The 16321-nt window shown below is 47.4% G+C and carries 17 protein-coding genes; 14 read left to right on the top strand and 3 right to left on the bottom strand.

All coding sequences use genetic code 11. The features are described 5' to 3' along the window. From ACI0FR_RS11845 to ACI0FR_RS11835, 3 genes are all read left to right on the top strand, one after another. Nucleotides 1–189, top strand: a 189-nt coding sequence (locus tag ACI0FR_RS11845) for an IS3 family transposase (RefSeq protein ID WP_461667946.1), incomplete at its 5' end; no start/stop codon positions are given. A gap of 383 nt (nucleotides 190–572) precedes the next feature. Continuing rightward, nucleotides 573–701 carry a hypothetical protein gene (locus tag ACI0FR_RS11840; protein WP_374832723.1) on the top strand — a complete coding sequence of 43 codons (129 nt, stop codon included), beginning with the start codon at nucleotides 573–575 and terminating at the stop codon, nucleotides 699–701. A 339-nt stretch (nucleotides 702–1040) separates the two neighbouring features. Then, nucleotides 1041–1853 (top strand): class I SAM-dependent methyltransferase, encoded by an 813-nt coding sequence (locus ACI0FR_RS11835; protein ID WP_374832721.1) that lies wholly within the window; start codon nucleotides 1041–1043, stop codon nucleotides 1851–1853. Between the two features lie 66 nt (nucleotides 1854–1919). Here the strand turns inward: ACI0FR_RS11835 and ACI0FR_RS11830 are convergent, their stop codons facing one another. Further along, on the bottom strand, nucleotides 1920–2981 hold the full coding sequence (locus ACI0FR_RS11830; RefSeq protein WP_461667945.1) for an NAD(P)H-dependent flavin oxidoreductase: 1062 nt from the start codon (nucleotides 2979–2981) through the stop codon (nucleotides 1920–1922). Between the two features lie 151 nt (nucleotides 2982–3132). Between ACI0FR_RS11830 and ACI0FR_RS11825 the strand changes: the two genes are divergently transcribed. The 5 genes from ACI0FR_RS11825 to tsaA all read left to right on the top strand — a co-directional run bounded on the left by ACI0FR_RS11825 (nucleotide 3133) and on the right by tsaA (nucleotide 7025). Next, nucleotides 3133–3516, top strand: a complete 384-nt coding sequence (locus ACI0FR_RS11825) for a winged helix-turn-helix domain-containing protein (protein ID WP_374832717.1) — start codon at nucleotides 3133–3135, stop codon at nucleotides 3514–3516. Between the two features lie 146 nt (nucleotides 3517–3662). Beyond that, complete coding sequence (locus ACI0FR_RS11820) at nucleotides 3663–4691, top strand: iron ABC transporter substrate-binding protein (RefSeq protein ID WP_404907651.1); 1029 nt, start codon at nucleotides 3663–3665, stop codon at nucleotides 4689–4691. Continuing rightward, nucleotides 4691–5734: a FecCD family ABC transporter permease gene (locus ACI0FR_RS11815; RefSeq protein WP_404907649.1), complete on the top strand. Its 1044-nt coding sequence runs from the start codon at nucleotides 4691–4693 to the stop codon at nucleotides 5732–5734. The genes ACI0FR_RS11820 and ACI0FR_RS11815 overlap by 1 nt, the downstream gene beginning before the upstream one ends. Beyond that, nucleotides 5731–6519: an ABC transporter ATP-binding protein gene (locus ACI0FR_RS11810; protein ID WP_404907647.1), complete on the top strand. Its 789-nt coding sequence runs from the start codon at nucleotides 5731–5733 to the stop codon at nucleotides 6517–6519. The genes ACI0FR_RS11815 and ACI0FR_RS11810 overlap by 4 nt, the downstream gene beginning before the upstream one ends. Continuing rightward, on the top strand, nucleotides 6516–7025 hold the full coding sequence (gene tsaA / locus ACI0FR_RS11805; protein WP_404907645.1) for a tRNA (N6-threonylcarbamoyladenosine(37)-N6)-methyltransferase TrmO: 510 nt from the start codon (nucleotides 6516–6518) through the stop codon (nucleotides 7023–7025). Before ACI0FR_RS11810 ends, tsaA begins: the two co-directional genes overlap by 4 nt. 48 nt (nucleotides 7026–7073) lie before the next feature. Here the strand turns inward: tsaA and iolG are convergent, their stop codons facing one another. After that, on the bottom strand, nucleotides 7074–8081 hold the full coding sequence (gene iolG / locus ACI0FR_RS11800) for an inositol 2-dehydrogenase (RefSeq protein ID WP_404907643.1): 1008 nt from the start codon (nucleotides 8079–8081) through the stop codon (nucleotides 7074–7076). Nucleotides 8082–8298: 217 nt separating this feature from the next. Between iolG and ACI0FR_RS11795 the strand changes: the two genes are divergently transcribed. From ACI0FR_RS11795 to ACI0FR_RS11770, 6 genes are all read left to right on the top strand, one after another. After that, nucleotides 8299–9120, top strand: a complete 822-nt coding sequence (locus tag ACI0FR_RS11795) for a MurR/RpiR family transcriptional regulator (protein WP_374832705.1) — start codon at nucleotides 8299–8301, stop codon at nucleotides 9118–9120. Between the two features lie 134 nt (nucleotides 9121–9254). After that, on the top strand, nucleotides 9255–11171 hold the full coding sequence (locus ACI0FR_RS11790; protein WP_404907641.1) for a bifunctional 5-dehydro-2-deoxygluconokinase/5-dehydro-2-deoxyphosphogluconate aldolase: 1917 nt from the start codon (nucleotides 9255–9257) through the stop codon (nucleotides 11169–11171). Between the two features lie 54 nt (nucleotides 11172–11225). Beyond that, on the top strand, nucleotides 11226–13049 hold the full coding sequence (gene iolD, locus ACI0FR_RS11785; protein WP_404907639.1) for a 3D-(3,5/4)-trihydroxycyclohexane-1,2-dione acylhydrolase (decyclizing): 1824 nt from the start codon (nucleotides 11226–11228) through the stop codon (nucleotides 13047–13049). Between the two features lie 3 nt (nucleotides 13050–13052). After that, on the top strand, nucleotides 13053–13952 hold the full coding sequence (iolE, locus tag ACI0FR_RS11780) for a myo-inosose-2 dehydratase (protein WP_404907655.1): 900 nt from the start codon (nucleotides 13053–13055) through the stop codon (nucleotides 13950–13952). Nucleotides 13953–13955: 3 nt separating this feature from the next. Then, the gene (gene iolB / locus ACI0FR_RS11775) at nucleotides 13956–14783 is read left to right on the top strand and encodes a 5-deoxy-glucuronate isomerase (protein WP_374832697.1); all 828 of its coding nucleotides are present in this window, start codon (nucleotides 13956–13958) and stop codon (nucleotides 14781–14783) included. A gap of 378 nt (nucleotides 14784–15161) precedes the next feature. Beyond that, nucleotides 15162–15461 (top strand): hypothetical protein, encoded by a 300-nt coding sequence (locus ACI0FR_RS11770; RefSeq protein ID WP_374832695.1) that lies wholly within the window; start codon nucleotides 15162–15164, stop codon nucleotides 15459–15461. 56 nt (nucleotides 15462–15517) lie between these two features. On the opposite strand, the gene ACI0FR_RS11765 is transcribed toward ACI0FR_RS11770, so the two are convergent. Next, complete coding sequence (locus ACI0FR_RS11765) at nucleotides 15518–16318, bottom strand: inositol monophosphatase family protein (RefSeq protein WP_374832693.1); 801 nt, start codon at nucleotides 16316–16318, stop codon at nucleotides 15518–15520. Between the last annotated feature and the right edge of the window lie 3 nt (nucleotides 16319–16321).

Genomic DNA, 16321 nt, shown 5'->3' with positions numbered 1-16321 from the left:
GATAATGCCATGGTTGAAACCTTCTTTAAAACATTGAAGTCAGAGATGATTTGGAGAACCGTATTCCATACGCGCGATGATGCACAAAAAGCCATTGCCCAATATATTGACGGATTCTATAATCCTATAAGAAGGCATTCCTCACTCGACTATATGAGCACAGTTCAGTTCGAGAGAACGGCTGTTTAATATAAAACGCCTCTCCACTTTTACGAAGAAAGTACAGGGGGCGGTGCCTACCTTATATCGGAGGCATTTCGTAGAACGCTACCTAATTACAGTTATAAATTTTTTTGATACTGTTAGCGATGTCTCTTATAGCAGATCCAGCAAGTCCACTTTGCGCCAGCCTTATTTAAATCTTATTGATCATAAGCATGGGTTCAATAATCAACCCGCAAATAGAGGTATTCTGACAAGCTTATTTTTCAACATAACGATTGAGCGTGAGACCGAAAAGAAAGCTATTTCAGCTAAATCAATAAATCGTGATCCGATAAAAATAAGCTGTTGAATGGGCCACGTTGTGCTAATGCTCTTCGCAACAGAGAGCAGTATGGAAATATGCTAAAATGGATTGGGTACCTATAATCTTCGTGATTTTCAAACTTGTCGTGCTTGGCATTTGCATGTTCTTTGCCATCAAATGGCATTATGATAAGGATGTGGAGAAGAAAAAAAACGAGGCAGCCGGTACATAAACACCACCCAACTTTTCAAAACATATATTAATGCGCTTAGAGCTCATAAGAACGATAAGTGGACATCGCCTACTCATCGTGAACTGCATAATATTGCCACTCAATAAAACATTGATGTCTCCAGATATAAAGGAAGCATCTTTTTAAAAAATCGCTGTTAACGGCACATATTCAAAGCAAGCTATTATTTGTTCAGAATTTCATAATAATAATATTTATTTATTTAAAATAGAAAATCATCATACAGCATCAATATAACTCATTGAACGACAACTCGATATATTATAAGTTATTTTACTTTAATTACTATTTTATTTCTACAATATATTAAGGTAAAAAATGTCATTATCAGAAGTAATCAATGTTTCCCGCTATGAAGACCCCGTTTGGCTACAATTTCATCAGGAACTGGAAACTTACTCCATAGATAAACATGTTTTCATACATACAAGCGGCGAAATATATCGAAAAGGCTGGGAATGGACCCAGTGTATATACGGCCTTGCCCAATTAGGCATGATTGCGCCAGACAAGCGGGCTCTAGGGGTTGGAGCCGGCCGTGAGCCTGTAATTTTCTGGCTTGCTGACCATATTGAAGAAGTCGTAGCAACAGACCTTTACGGCAATGAAACCTGGTCCGGAAAAGACGGCAATCATGGCCATGAAGCTCCGATAGACATCTTGAAAGATGCCTCAAAATACTCACCGAGACCTATTGCCCAAGATCGAATTCGTTTCGAGAATGCAGACGGAACACGTTTACAATATGAAGATCAATCATTTGATTTCTGTTGGTCTTTATCTTCTATAGAGCATTTCGGGGGGCATGATGCATCCTGCAAAGCTGTTCAGGAAATGTCACGCGTCACCAAGAAAGGCGGCATCATCTGTATCGCTACAGAATACATATTACTTGATGATACGCCCCATGATGAATATTTCACCAAGCAACAAATAATTGATTATCTGATCAACGCTAGCAGTGATTTAGAACTGGTCGATGGAATGTCATGGGAGCTTCCACCTTTCCCTTATTTAATTGATCAAATCTGCACGAATAGCGAGGGCGTTCACCGGCGCCGCAGGCATGTCGTTTTGAACGATGGTCACCATCAATGGACGTCATTTATCCTTTTCTTAAAAAAAATATAACAATGTTTTCTGCGGCTCAGCACACTCATTAAGACCATATTAAACGCAATGATATTGACAAAAATCTCATGGCTTTACTGGATGAAAACTTTCCAGTTCCTGAGCCAATAAAGCCACCAATTCAGCCGCAGGCATAGCGCGTGAAAGTGGTGCACCTTGCCCCGCCCATTGTGCGCCAAAACCGCTTTCATCCTTTGCTTTCGCCGCCGCATGCAAGGCTTTGGCCGCATCATAAGCAATCGGATAAGCAGGCAGTTCCAGATCACTCATCATTGTTTGCAATGCCGTATAGTGATTGGCAAGTGATCGCGCCGGACGCCCCGAAATAATCGGCGTCAACACCGTATGATGAGCACCATCACCTTGCAAAGCTATGCGATATGCATCATCGGCAGCCGATTCCGGACAAGCAATGAAAGCAGTACCCATTTGAGCCGCCACAGCACCATAATTTAAAGCCGCGGCAATACCAGCGCCATTCATAATTCCGCCTGCAGTGATCACGGGCAAATCGAGCTCACGTGTTAAAATTTGCGTTAAAGTCATTGCGCTCAAGCCATCATCTGCACCATTAGGATCAAAAATACCACGATGCCCGCCGGCTTCAATGCCTTGCGCAATCACAGCGTCAAAACCTGCATTTTTAATCAACAGTGCTTCATCAAGGCTGGTTGCCGAAGCCAATAATGTAATATTTGCTTGTTTGAGCGCTCTGACGGCTTCTTCTGAGGGCAAGCCAAAATGAAAACTTACCACCGCCGGTTTTTTCTCTAACATGAGTGGCAGCAATTCAGGATCATGTTTGAAACTTTTATAGATTGTTTTAAGTTGTTTCGGTGGCTCGGCCCCAAATTCCGCAAACAAAGGTGCCAACCTTCCAAGCCATGCCGCTTCACGCCTGGCATCGGCCTTTCCGGCTTCATGCGCAAAAAAATTCACGTTGAATGCACGATTGGTTCGTTGATGTAATTCATCGATCATCAAACGCGCACCAGTAGCATTCGTTGCACCAACACCGATAGAACCAAGTGCCCCAGCATTGGAGACTTCCGCAGCCAGAAGCGGCGTTGCAACGCCTGCCATTGGCGCTTGAATGAGGGGGATGGTAACACCTAATTTATCCAGCATTTATGCAGCTCCGATAACGACTCAAACCATTTTCCAACACGTGAATATAGCGCCTTTTTTGTAAGTGATGCAAAACTTGCCATCTGGCTTACTCACCTTTATCTGTGATAAGAAGCGCCAAGCTTGGGCAACGTCTTGATGAGGAGAAACCATGTCCGGAATTGTTCTGAAGCCAATCATTCGCATTGATGTCTCCAATGATCTTGGACAAGCGCAGCGCATTGGACGCGGTAAAATCCAGCTGTTAGAGCTGATTAAAGAAACCGGTTCCATTTCATCCGCTGGCAGAGCGATGAATATGTCTTACCGGCGCGCATGGATGCTAGTTAATGCCATGAATACAATGTTTTCAAAGCTGGTTGTCGATTCCCAACGCGGCGGCAAACATGGCGGTGGCGCAATTGTTACCCCTTTTGGTGAAGAACTGATCGCACAATTTCGCATCATGGAACAGCAGCTAGCACTCGCAATTGAGCCACAAATGCTATGGTTGCGCGAAAATTTAAACGAAACACTCAACACGGCACAAGACTAGATGCAGAATTTCTGTATTAGCTAATATAAATGCCGATAGTGAGTAAGGTTTGACAAGCGTTATGTTTTATAAAATATAATGCAAAACTATAATAAATCATCCTTTCATGGATAATTGCAGACACGGCTTACACGGGAACCATCAGAATGCGCTTTTTAACGCTTTTCTTTGCGGCATTTTTTGCCATTACAGGCTCTCTCTCGGCACGACCTTTTACAGATTCCGCAGGGCGCACAGTTGAATTACCCGATACGGTCAATTCTGTACTGGCCGCAGGCCCTCCCGCATCAGTGCTCATTTATACTGTCGCACCGGAAAAACTTGCCGGTTGGGTGCGTGAACCAAGTGCTAAAGACAAAGAATATCTGCTGAAATCCGTTGCCGACTTGCCTACCTATGGCCGTTTGACCGGCAAAGGCGGCACAGCTAATATTGAAGCGGCTCTTGCTGCTAAGCCGGATTTTATTCTCGATGTCGGCACGATCAATGACACTTATATTTCATTGGCCGATAAGGTGCAGGAACAAACCGGCATACCGTATATTCTCATCGACGGCGGTTTTGATAAAACCGCAGATGTTTTCAAGCTTGTCGGTGAATTGCTCGGAACAGATGAGCGCGGTCAGCAATTGGCTGATTATGCGACTAAAACCATTGATGGCCTGCATGTCAGACTTGGCAATATTGCGCCTGAAAATCGCCCAAGCGTTTATTATGGCCGCGGTGCAGATGGTTTGGAAACCGGCATGGACGGCTCCATCAATCTGGAAATTCTAAACTTTGTCGGCGGCAAAAATGTAGCCGCAGTTACCGGCAAAGGTGGTCTGACCAATGTGTCGCTTGAGCAGGTTCTCACATGGAACCCGCAAATTATCTTAGGCTCTGATGAGAAATTTGTTGCCTCGGTTAAGGCAGATCCATTGTGGAAAGATGTGAATGCCGTGCAAAACGGTCTGGTTTTCCGCACACCAATGTTACCTTTTGGCTGGTTTGACACCCCCCCGAGTGTAAACCGCCTCATTGGTGTACGATGGCTGGAACAAATCCTCTACCCCGACAGTTTTGAAGGGGATTTGCGCGCAGAAACACGTGACTTCTACAAATTGTTTTATCAAGTGGATCTGTCGGACGCACAAGTGGATGCATTATTGCATCATGCAGTGCGTTCCAAATAATGACAGGCAACAAAAAAGGGCTGGCTGCTCATGCTTTTCAAAAGCGGCCAGCCCTTATTTTTTATCTCTTTGTTTTGGCAATACTGGCGGTTTTATCTTTAACCATCGGCAAATATCCGCTGAGCTTTAAAGATATTGCCGATGTGATGCTCCACGCTATTTCTCCGAGCGCTGCCGAGCCCAATACAATGGCACAAAATGTCATCTGGAACATTCGACTGCCGCGCATATTACTGGCACTGTTAGTCGGCGCATCCCTTGCCGCGGCAGGTGCCACCTATCAGGGTATTTTCCGCAATCCGCTTGTTTCACCAGACATTCTGGGCGTTTCGGCAGGTGCAAGTTTAGGTGCCATCTTAGGGCTCTTCTTGTATTTGCCGGTTGTTACCATACAGATTTTAAGCTTTTGCGGTGGATTATTGGCCGTTGCAGCGGTTTATTCGCTGGGGCTTGCCATCCGCAATCGTGATCCGGTGCTGGTATTGGTTTTAGCCGGCATTGCTATCGGGGCTTTGGTAGGTGCTGCCATTTCTTTATTGAAAATTTTAGCCGATCCTTACGATCAACTACCCGCCATCACCTATTGGCTGCTTGGAAGTTTGACAGCCGTCACCAGAGCGGATGTTTTATCTGTTTTGCCTGCTTTTGTGCTCGGTTTAGTGCCGCTGATGATTTTACGCTGGCGGATCAATTTACTCACCTTAAGCGATGATGAAGCCAAGACCCTTGGCGTTAATACCGCTATTTTGCGCCCGCTCTTGGTTGCTTCAGCCACTTTGATGACGGCGGCTGCCGTTTCCGTTACCGGCATTATCGGCTGGATCGGCCTTATCATTCCGCATATTGCACGCCTTCTTGTCGGGCCCGATTTTCGAAAGCTCTTGCCTGTTTCAATGATTTTAGGAGCGGGCTATTTGCTGATTGTCGATTTATTAGCGCGCTCCATTGCAACCATTGAAATACCGCTCGGCATTTTAACCGCTACTGTCGGCGCACCATTTTTCATCTGGCTATTGGCTTCAGGTAAAAGAGGCTGGCAATGAGACTAAGCGCTGAAAACCTGAGCTTTGGCTATGGCAAACAGATTATCGCTCAAAATATCAGTTTCACTGTTGAACAAGGCGAAGTGTTATGTTTGCTTGGCGCCAATGGCGCCGGCAAAACGACACTTTTTAAAACACTGCTTGGCCTCATGAAACCACATCATGGCCGCATCACATTGGATGATGAACCATTGGAGCAGTTAAGCCTTCACCAACGCGCCCGTAAAATTGCCTATGTGCCGCAAGCCCATAATGCGCTTTTTCCGTTTGATGTGTTGGATGTAGTAATTATGGGTGCAGCCGCACAATTAAGCCTGACCGCAAAACCTTCCTTATCAGAAATGAATGAAGCAATACAATTGCTGACACATTTCAACATGGCGCATCTGGCCGACAAAGCTTATACGGAAATCAGCGGTGGCGAGCGCCAGATTGTGCTGATTGCACGGGCGCTTATGCAAAAAGCGCAAATTTTGGTGATGGATGAGCCAACGGCTAGCCTTGATTACGGCAATCAGTTGCGCATTTTGCAGCTGATTAAAGAGCTTTCACAATCCGGTATCAGTGTCATTTTATCAACTCATAATCCCGATCATGCATTTATCTGCGCCGACAATGTCGCATTACTGCATCAAGGCACACTTATTGCTACCGGCACACCACTAGCGGTGATCACGCCTGAAAACTTGAAAAAGATTTATCAAATCGATGTCACAATCGGCCGTCTTCACGGCAGTCCCTACCCGCTTTGCGCCCCTGTTTTACTTGAAAGCGAACATCTATGAGTGAACCAACACAAAAACCAGACAATGATCTTCGCCTTAATGAACGCGCAGTGACACCGCCCAAAGCACAAGATGCAGGACTTGAATTTGTCGGCCGTATCACAACACCTTGGACATCACGCACAGACTGCCCGCGCCAAGGCCGTCATGACGGGCCTTTATGTCAAATTGAAATTTTTGAGCCCTGGGCAGAAGCTTTAGAGGGCGTTGAAGAATTTGAACGCTTGGAAATTCTTTATTGGCTGCATCAATCTCGCCGCGATCTGATTTTACAAAGTCCGGCCAATAATGGCGAGACACACGGTACATTTTCCATCCGCTCACCAATCCGGCCAAATCCGATCGGTACATCTATCGTTTTGCTCGAAAAAAGAGAGAATAATATTCTTTGGGTGCGCGGGCTTGATTGCCTTAATAACACGCCTCTTCTCGATTTAAAGCCGGACAGATCCACCTTCAAACCGCTGGCCACCCCACAAAAGGGCGATTTTGATATCTGCCCTTGAAGAACACTGCGCTTGAAATAGAAATTCCAAGCGCAGTTGCCATTTAATTTAAGCCGTTATTTCTGAGAGCTTAACAGCGCGTTTTTCACGAACCGATTTGAGCGCTGCTTCGGCCAATGCCAATGCCATCAAACCATCTTGCGCCGATGGCGATGCAGGGGTTTTATTGTCCAGCGCATCAATAAAGGCAGCAATTTCTGCTGCATAAGCTTGCGTGTAACGCGTCATAAAGAAATCATGCAATGGAGGTCGGTTATAACCGGTTTTCGTCGCCACTTCGATGGAAACAGAGCGCTGATTCTCAGCTGAAACGGCCCCCAGCGAGCCATGCACTTCAATGCGCTGATCATAGCCATAGCTTGCACGACGTGAATTAGAGATCATGCATTGCTTGCCGCTGGCAGTGGTCAAAATCACGCTGGCGCTGTCAAAATCACCAAGTTCGCCAATTTTAGGGTCAACCAAAACCGAGGCAGATGCCATCACGCTGTCAATTTCTTCGCCTAGCAAATAGCGCGCCATATCAAAATCATGAATGGTCATATCGCGGAAAATACCACCCGAAACGGTAATATATTCTGCCGGAGGTGCACCCGGATCACGGCTGGTAATGGTCACCATTTCCACATCGCCAATGCGGCCTTCATCAATGGCAGCACGGACAGCCTGAAAATGGGGGTCAAAACGGCGATTGAAGCCAAGCATCACCGTTGCATTGGTTTCAGCAATGGTTTTCAGGCAATCGCGTACGCGATCTATGCTCAAATCCACCGGCTTTTCACAGAAAATCGCTTTGCCGGCACGTGCAAAACGCTCAATCAAATCAGCATGCGTGTTGGTAGGCGTGCAGATCAGTACTGCATCCACATCATCTGACTGTTCGATCTCTTCAGTGGTGCGAATTTCGCAATCACCAGCCATTTTTGCAATAGCTTCAGCAGAGGGCGCATGTGCATCCGCCACAGCAACAAGACGGGCACGCGGATCAGCCGCGATAGCGCTCGCATGAACCTTGCCGATACGACCTGCTCCTAAGAGCGCAAGACGGGTTACCATAAATGTCTCCTCCCATTCACATTCAAGATACTTCGGCACATTCAAGAACCTGTGGTCTAAAGGCATCAGCAATGGAACAGTCATGGTTAGTTGTGGAATATTTATTCTATTTTGCTAGATTGTGATATAAGTTATGTCAAGAGGGCAGAAAATTTCATACACATTGCGCGTATAAAATGAATTGCACTGCACAGATTGAAATTTCGAAAGAGCTGCGATGGACGATTTACTGCCGCCGGAAAACATAAAAGAATTTGAAGCGCGGCTTTTGGAAGTTTCGCCTGATCTGCCGAAACGACTGAAACAATGCGCGGATTTTGTTGCCGCCAATCAGGACAGAATTGCGGTTTCCACCGTTGCCGAAATGGCAGAAGGCGCTGGCGTGCAAAGCTCCGCTTTTATGCGCTTCTGCCAGATTATGGGCTTTTCCGGCTTCTCCGAAATGCAGCGCCTGTTCCGCAATTCATATGCGGGCGGATGGCCGGATTATAATACAAGACTGCATCATTTACGTGAAACTGCCAGTGGCAGCGCTTCCGCCTTGCTGGCAGAATTTGCGGAAGCCGGACGCACCTCACTCGAATCTCTGCTCGGCACAATTGATCCACAGGCACTTGAAGAGGTTGTGCAAACGCTATCTCAAGCTCGGATGATCCATATTGTTGGCCTGCGCCGTGCTTTTGCTGTTGCCAGTTATCTGACCTATGCTTTAGAAAAAATGGAAGTTCCTGCGATGCTGCATAGCAGCGTCGGGCGACTTGAAACTCCGCACGCTATCCGTGAAGGCGATGTGTTGCTGGCTATTACCTTCTCGCCTTATTCCGCAGAGACGGTTGAATTAACAGAACAAATTTCAGGACGCAACATTCCGGTTGTTGCGATCACCGACACGATCGTCAGCCCTTTATGCCGTATAGCCAAGCAATCATTGCTGGTATCTGAAGTCGATTTTGGCGCGTTTCGCTCGCTTTCTGCCACTCTTTGTCTGGCAATGACTTTGGCTGTGGCCGTGGGCGGCAACAGACAGGAGAACATTTAAAAATATATTTGATTTTGATATTGCCAGTCTAAAAAATAGAATTTAAAATCTATTTTGAAATACAATGGAATATCAGTATCAATTCATTTGGAATACCAATGGTGACAGACTGATAGTATGATGCGGGGAGGCATATGACTAAAGCACTGGATCTGATTACGATTGGGCGTTCTTCTGTTGATCTTTACGGCGCGCAAGTGGGCGGGTTGTTGGAAGATATGGCCTCTTTTAACAAATATATCGGCGGTTCTCCCACCAATATTGCCTGCGGCACAGCGCGCTTGGGGCTGAAATCAGCGCTCATCACCCGTGTCGGCAATGAACATATGGGGCGATTTATCCGCCGTGAATTGGAACGCGAAGGCGTGAATATTCAAGGTGTTGTGACCGATCCGGAGCGCCTCACCGCGCTTGTGCTGCTTGGTATCCGTGATCAGGAACAATTTCCACTGATTTTTTACCGTGAAAATTGTGCCGATATGGCGCTGTGCGAAGATGATATTGATCCGGATTTTATCAGCCAATCCCGTTCCATTTGCGCCACCGGCACGCATTTGTCGCATCCGCGCACTGAAGCTGCCGTTTTAAAAGCTTTGCGCATTGCCCGTGAAAATGGTGCCAAAACCGCACTTGATATTGATTATCGTCCCAATCTTTGGGGGCTTTCCGGCCATAATGATGGTGAAAACCGCTTTATCTCGTCACAACGCGTCACTGAAAAACTACAATCCACCTTACATTTATTCGATCTCATCGTCGGCACCGAGGAAGAGTTTCATATTGCTGGCGGCAGCACCGACACATTGGAAGCTTTGCGCAATGTGCGCAGTGTTTCTCAAGCAGTGCTTGTCTGCAAGCGCGGGCCAATGGGTGCGGTTGTCTTTGAAAGTGAAATTCCGGCAAGCCTTGATGAAGGACAAACGGGTGAAGGTTTTCCAATTGAAGTTTTCAATGTGCTTGGCGCAGGTGATGGTTTCATGTCCGGCTTATTATGTGGCTGGCTGAATGGTGAAGATTGGCCGACATCTTTAAAATATGCCAATGTCTGCGGTGCTTTTGCTGTCTCGCGACATGGCTGCACGCCGGCTTACCCAAGTTGGGAAGAGCTGCAATATTTCTTTAAAACAGGTATCCGCAACAAAGCCTTGCGCAAAGACGAAGCGCTGGAACAAGTGCACTGGTCCACCAACCGTCATGGCGAATGGCCACATATGCGTGTCTTTGCTTTTGATCACCGTTATCAGCTGGAAGATATTGCCAAGGACTGTGGCGCACCGCTCGAAAAAATCGGCGAATTTAAAAAGCTCTGCCTCAAGGCTGCGATGAAAGTTGCCGGACAAGACCCGCACAATCAAGGCTATGGGATTTTATGCGACAGCCGCCTTGGTCGTGATGCACTTTATCAAGCATCCGGCTCCGGTCTTTGGATCGGACGTCCGGTGGAATGGCCAACCTCGCGACCGCTCACTCTTGAGCCGGAGCTTGGGCTGGACTATGGCGGCCTCAACGAATGGCCGGTTGAGCATGTGGTTAAAGTTCTGTGTTTCTATCATCCCGATGATGATGAAGCGATGCGGAAATCTCAGGAGAAAACCGTCAAACGGCTTTTTACTGCGGCGCGCCGCAATCGCTTGGAACTGCTTTTGGAAATTATCCCGTCCAAGGTTGCCCCTGTTGATGATGAAACCAATGCCAAAATCATCGAACGTTTTTATGAAATAGGCGTTTATCCTGACTGGTGGAAGCTGGAGCCTCTTAAAACCAAGACTGCATGGCAAAATGCCTGTGATGCGATTACCCGCAACGATCCCTACACGCGCGGCATTGTCGTGCTGGGGCTGGAAGCACCGCAAGAAGAACTGGCGCAGAGCCTGAAAATTGCCGCTGAATTTGATCTGGTCAAAGGTTTTGCTATCGGTCGCACTATTTTTGCTGATCCGGCACGTCTTTGGTTTGAGGGTAAAATGAGTGATGATGAAACGGTCAATGAAATGGCCACACGGTATCAAAATCTTTGCAATATCTGGGATGGCGTGCGCCAGCAGCAGTAAAAAAGTCAGCCTATGTGCCGACAAACATGCCAAAACATGATTGGGAGTGAGATCATGAAAACAGTCCGACTAACCGCTGCACAGGCAATGATCCGTTATCTTGCCAATCAGATGACGCCGGAGGGAGAGCCATTTATTGCCGGTTGCTGGGCGATTTTCGGTCACGGTAATGTGGCGGGCATTGGCGAGGCTTTATATGCCGCGCGCAATGAAATGCCGACATGGCGCGGCCATAACGAGCAAACCATGGCGCATTCCGCCATTGCTTATGCCAAACAACTTGGCCGCAAACGCGCCTGTGCTGTCACCTCATCCATTGGCCCCGGTGCGCTCAACATGGTGACGGCCGCAGGCTTGGCACATGTTAACCGCTTGCCGGTTTTATTTATTCCAGGTGATGTTTTTGCCAATCGCGGCCCCGATCCGGTGCTGCAACAAATTGAAGATTTCAATGACGGCACGGTAAGCGTGACCGATTGCTTCCGCCCAGTCAGCCGCTATTTTGACCGTATCACAAGGCCGGAACAATTGCTCACCGCTTTGCCGCGTGCTTTGCGCACCATGACCGATCCGGCCGATTGCGGCCCTGTAACCCTTGCCTTCTGTCAGGATGTGCAGGCAGAAGCCTATGATTATCCGCTTTCATTCTTTGAGCGCAAAGTCTGGCACCAACGCCGCCCCGAACCTGATCAGTTTGAATTGGCGAGAGCGATTAAAGCCATTCAGGTAGCCAAAAATCCGGTGATTATTGCAGGCGGCGGTGTGCATTATTCTAGCGCTTGTGAAAATTTGAAACATTTTGCCGAAAAGCACTCCATTCCGGTGATTGAAACACAGGCCGGAAAATCTGCTTTACCGTGGGATCATCCGCTTAATTTTGGCCCTGTCGGTGTTACCGGCGCCTCAAGCGCCAATAAAATCGCTGAAGATGCTGATCTCATCATCGGTATCGGCACGCGTTTTCAGGATTTTACCACCGGCTCATGGGCACTGTTTCGTAATCCGGATTGCCGGATATTGGCGCTTAATATACAACCCTATGACAGCGCCAAGCATGATGCTTATGCCTTAGTTGCTGATGCAAAAACAGGGCTTACAGCCTTAACCGCAGGACTTGCCGATTACCGCGCTACCGCACCCGATGCTGCACTCAAAACCGCATGGTTTGCCAGTGCCGATCAGGATACTGCTGCGCCCAAAAACGATAATCAATTGCCAACCGATATGCAGGTGATTGGGGCAGTGCAGCGTCAATCACGCGAAAACACGGTTGTGATGTGTGCAGCAGGCACCATGCCTGGTGAATTGCACCAGCTCTGGAAAGCCTCGCGCCCGATGTCCTACCATATGGAATACGGCTTTTCCTGCATGGGTTATGAAATCGCCGGTGGTTTGGGCATCAAAATGGCCGAACCGGAGCGCGATATTATCGTGATGGTGGGGGATGGCTCTTATATGATGGCCAATTCCGAGCTTGCCACTGCGGTGATGATGGGGATCAAAATCACGGTCGTGATTACCGATAATCGCGGCTATGGCTGTATCAACCGCTTGCAAATGGCAACCGGTGGAGCCGAATTTAACAATCTGCTTGATCACAGCCATCATGTGAACCCGTCGAATATCGACTTTGCTGCTCATGCTCGCTCTATGGGTGCAGACAGTTATAAAGTCTCATCCATTGCAGAACTTGAAGCGAGTTTAGCAAAAGCACGGGATAGCGACAAAGTCAGCGTCATCGTGATCGATACTGATCCCTATCCTACCCCTGCCACTGGTGGTTACTGGTGGGATGTCGCCGTGCCTGCGGTCTCCGATCGCGTTGAAGTACGCGAAGCCCGTAAAAATTATGAAACCGCTCTGAAAGAAAGAAACTGAGTGATGATCCTCTACGGTACAAATCCAATCGCATGGACCAATGATGATGACCGAAGCCTTGGTGCCCATATCTCGCTCGAACAATGTTTGGATGAAGCTTCCGCTATCGGTTTTGACGGCATTGAAAAAGGTCACAAATTTCCGCAGGAGCCTGTGGCGCTTAAAGCCGTGCTTGAACCGCGCAATTTACGTTTTATTTCCGGCTGGCATTCGCTCAACCTGCTGACAAACAGCATTGAAGACGAGAAAAAAGCCATGCAGCCGGCGCTTGACTTATTAAAATCGATGGGTTGCAAGGTGATTATCACTTGCGAAACATCCAATGCGATCCACGGCGACAACGACAAAGCGCTGGAACTGCGCCCGCATCTTAATGCTGATGCATGGAAAAAGTTTGGCGCTGGCGTTGAAGAGCTGGCAAAATTTGCAGCCACCCAAGGCATCACTCTCGTTTATCATCACCATATGGGCACGATTGTTGAAAGCGAGGAGGAGATTGATCTCTTCATGCAAAACACAGGCCCGCACACCAAATTGCTGCTTGATACTGGTCATTGTCTGTTTGGGGGTGGCAATCCGGAGCGCGTTGCCTACAAACATATGGCACGTGTTGCCCATGTTCACGCCAAAAATCTGCGCCCCACCATTGCGGCAGAAGTTAAAGAGCAAAAGCTTTCTTTCCTTGAAGCTGTGCGCCGTGGTGCCTTCACCGTACCGGGGGATCCAGAAGGCGGCGTCGATTTTGTGCCGGTATTAAAAATTGCTGCGGAACATGGCTACGAAGGATGGGTCGTGATTGAAGCCGAACAGGATCCGGTTGAACGCAATCCGCTTGAATATCAAACACTGGGCTTAAAATCCTTGAAAGCATATGCCCATGAAGCTGGTCTGGATAAAGGATAGGTTATGGCAAATCTGTTACGTAAACCCGTCGGAACGAATGGTAAAGTACACGATATTACACCGGAAAGTGCCAATTGGGGCTATGTCGGCTTTGGTCTTTACCGTCTAAAAGCCGGTGAGAGTGCAACAGAGGCAACCAAGGATACCGAAGTCATATTGGTGCTAGTTGAAGGCAAAGCAAAAATCAGCGCCAGCACTTCCGACAGCAAAAGTGATTTTGGTGAACTTGGCGAGCGCATGAATGTATTTGAGCGACTGCCGCCGCATTGCGTCTATATTCCGGCGCAAAGCAATTGGCAGGCTTTAGCCACAACCGACTGCACATTGGCCATTTGCACTGCCCCTGCTAAAGCCGGACGTCCGGCACAAGTGATAGGGCCAGACACCATCCAACTCGAACAACGTGGCCAAGGAGCAAACACACGCTTTATCCATAATATTGCAATGGAAGGACGTGATGTAGCCGACAGCCTGTTGGTGACAGAAGTCTTCACCCCGCAGGGCAACTGGTCGTCCTATCCACCACATCGACACGATGAAGATAATTATCCGGACATGACCTATCTGGAAGAAACCTATTATCATCGCCTCAACCCATCACAGGGCTTCGGCATCCAGCGCGTCTTTACCGAAGACGGCAGTTTGGATGAAACAATGGCGGTTGCCGATGGTGATGTCGTTTTAGTGCCCAAAGGCCACCACCCATGCGGCGCACCATATGGCTATGAAATGTATTATCTCAACGTGATGGCAGGGCCTTTACGCAAGTGGCGCTTCAAAAATCACCCTGCTCACGACTGGATTTACCAACGCGACAGCAAAAAAATCTGACTATCAATTGAATGTGATCAGGATTTTTTTGCCTTATTTCGACCCAAAATTAAAACAAATGCACTTTCAAAATATCATGCCGAAGAGGGATTAAAGACCCTCTTCGGATTTTTTTATATTAGAAATCAATAATTTATGAATTTTTTATGACATTCGTGATCGGTGCAATAATTCTTGATTTTCTTCGCCTCATTCATTGTCAACTATAAAAACACACAAAAATGTGATTGTTCAATCTTGTTCAACACTTCGTTACTATTCCAACTATTGTTTATTCGGGAAAATCACCCCAAATTAGGTTCATCAGAAGCAGTGACGGCCTTAAAGCCAACATCCTCCCAATATGGTCACTGCAAAATATGAAGAATGGAAAATATAATGCGTAAAATTCTTATTGCTACTCTTGCTATTTCAACACTTGCTTCAGCTTCTATTGCATCAGCTTCCACATTTACTACTACCGGTACAATTGAAAAACTGAACATGTTTGCAAACACTGTACAGCTTGCTGACGGTGACTCATTTAAGCTTCCTAGCGGCACAGACCTGAGCGGTGTTTCTGCTGGTCAGAAAGTGCAGATCAACTGGTCTTCGCAGTCGCCTTCATGGATTGCAAACCCAGGCAGCGATACAGATCGCATGCAGCTGAATGCTGACAGCATCTCACTTGCTCATTAATTTCTATTAAAAGTTTAAAAAACGGGCGCTGTTTTTATCAAACAGCGCCCGTTTTTTTATAGATTTGCAATTTTTTTCAGCGCCTCAACTGCGTTAGGCGCTGCCGCAAAAACCGGCGAACCTTTGGTCAAATTATCACCATCAACGGGAAACGGATAACAATAGCCGCCCGCTTCCTCGATCAGACAAAAAGCGGCCATGCAATCCCAAGCGTGCATATAGCCTTCAAAGAATCCGACCAACCGCCCTGCGGCCACATAAGCCAACATCAAAGCGCCGGAGCCATTACGGACAAAATTGCCCTTTTCTTCCAGTAAACGCTCAATTACACCTGCCACAAAAGCCGGTGTGACATGACTGTTAGCGCTGATCGCCGTTACGCCTGTCTGTACGGTGTTCGTTAAATCAACCGAGATGGTTTTGCCGTTCAAAACAGCGCCCATGCCAGTAGCTGCCGCGTAAAGCTCTTTGTGGCAAGGTGCAGAAATAACGCCGATAACAGGCTTGTCCTGATATAAAACTGCAATCGACACACACCAATTCGGCATGCCGTGAACAAAGGGGCTGGTGCCGTCAATCGGATCAACCACCCATGTGTAGCCACTTGTGCCCCTGTTTAGACCATACTCTTCACCTAAAAATCCGTCATCGCCAAAATGTGCGGATACCTCATCACGAATGAGCGTTTCAACATTGCGGTCGGCAATCGAAACCACATCCTGCGGATCGCGTTTGATTTCAATGACAAGTGTTTCGCGCCGATTGAAATAATCCAGAGCTAATGCTCCGGCTTTTTCCGCAATCATTTTTGCCAATGCAAATCTTTGCTCAACTGCAAACGTAGCCGCTGCCACCATGAC

The sequence above is a fragment of the Paenochrobactrum sp. BZR 201-1 genome (assembly GCF_044987585.2).
GTDB classification, from domain to species: Bacteria; Pseudomonadota; Alphaproteobacteria; order Rhizobiales; family Rhizobiaceae; genus Paenochrobactrum; species Paenochrobactrum pullorum.
This window is presented reverse-complemented; position numbering and strand designations above follow the sequence as displayed.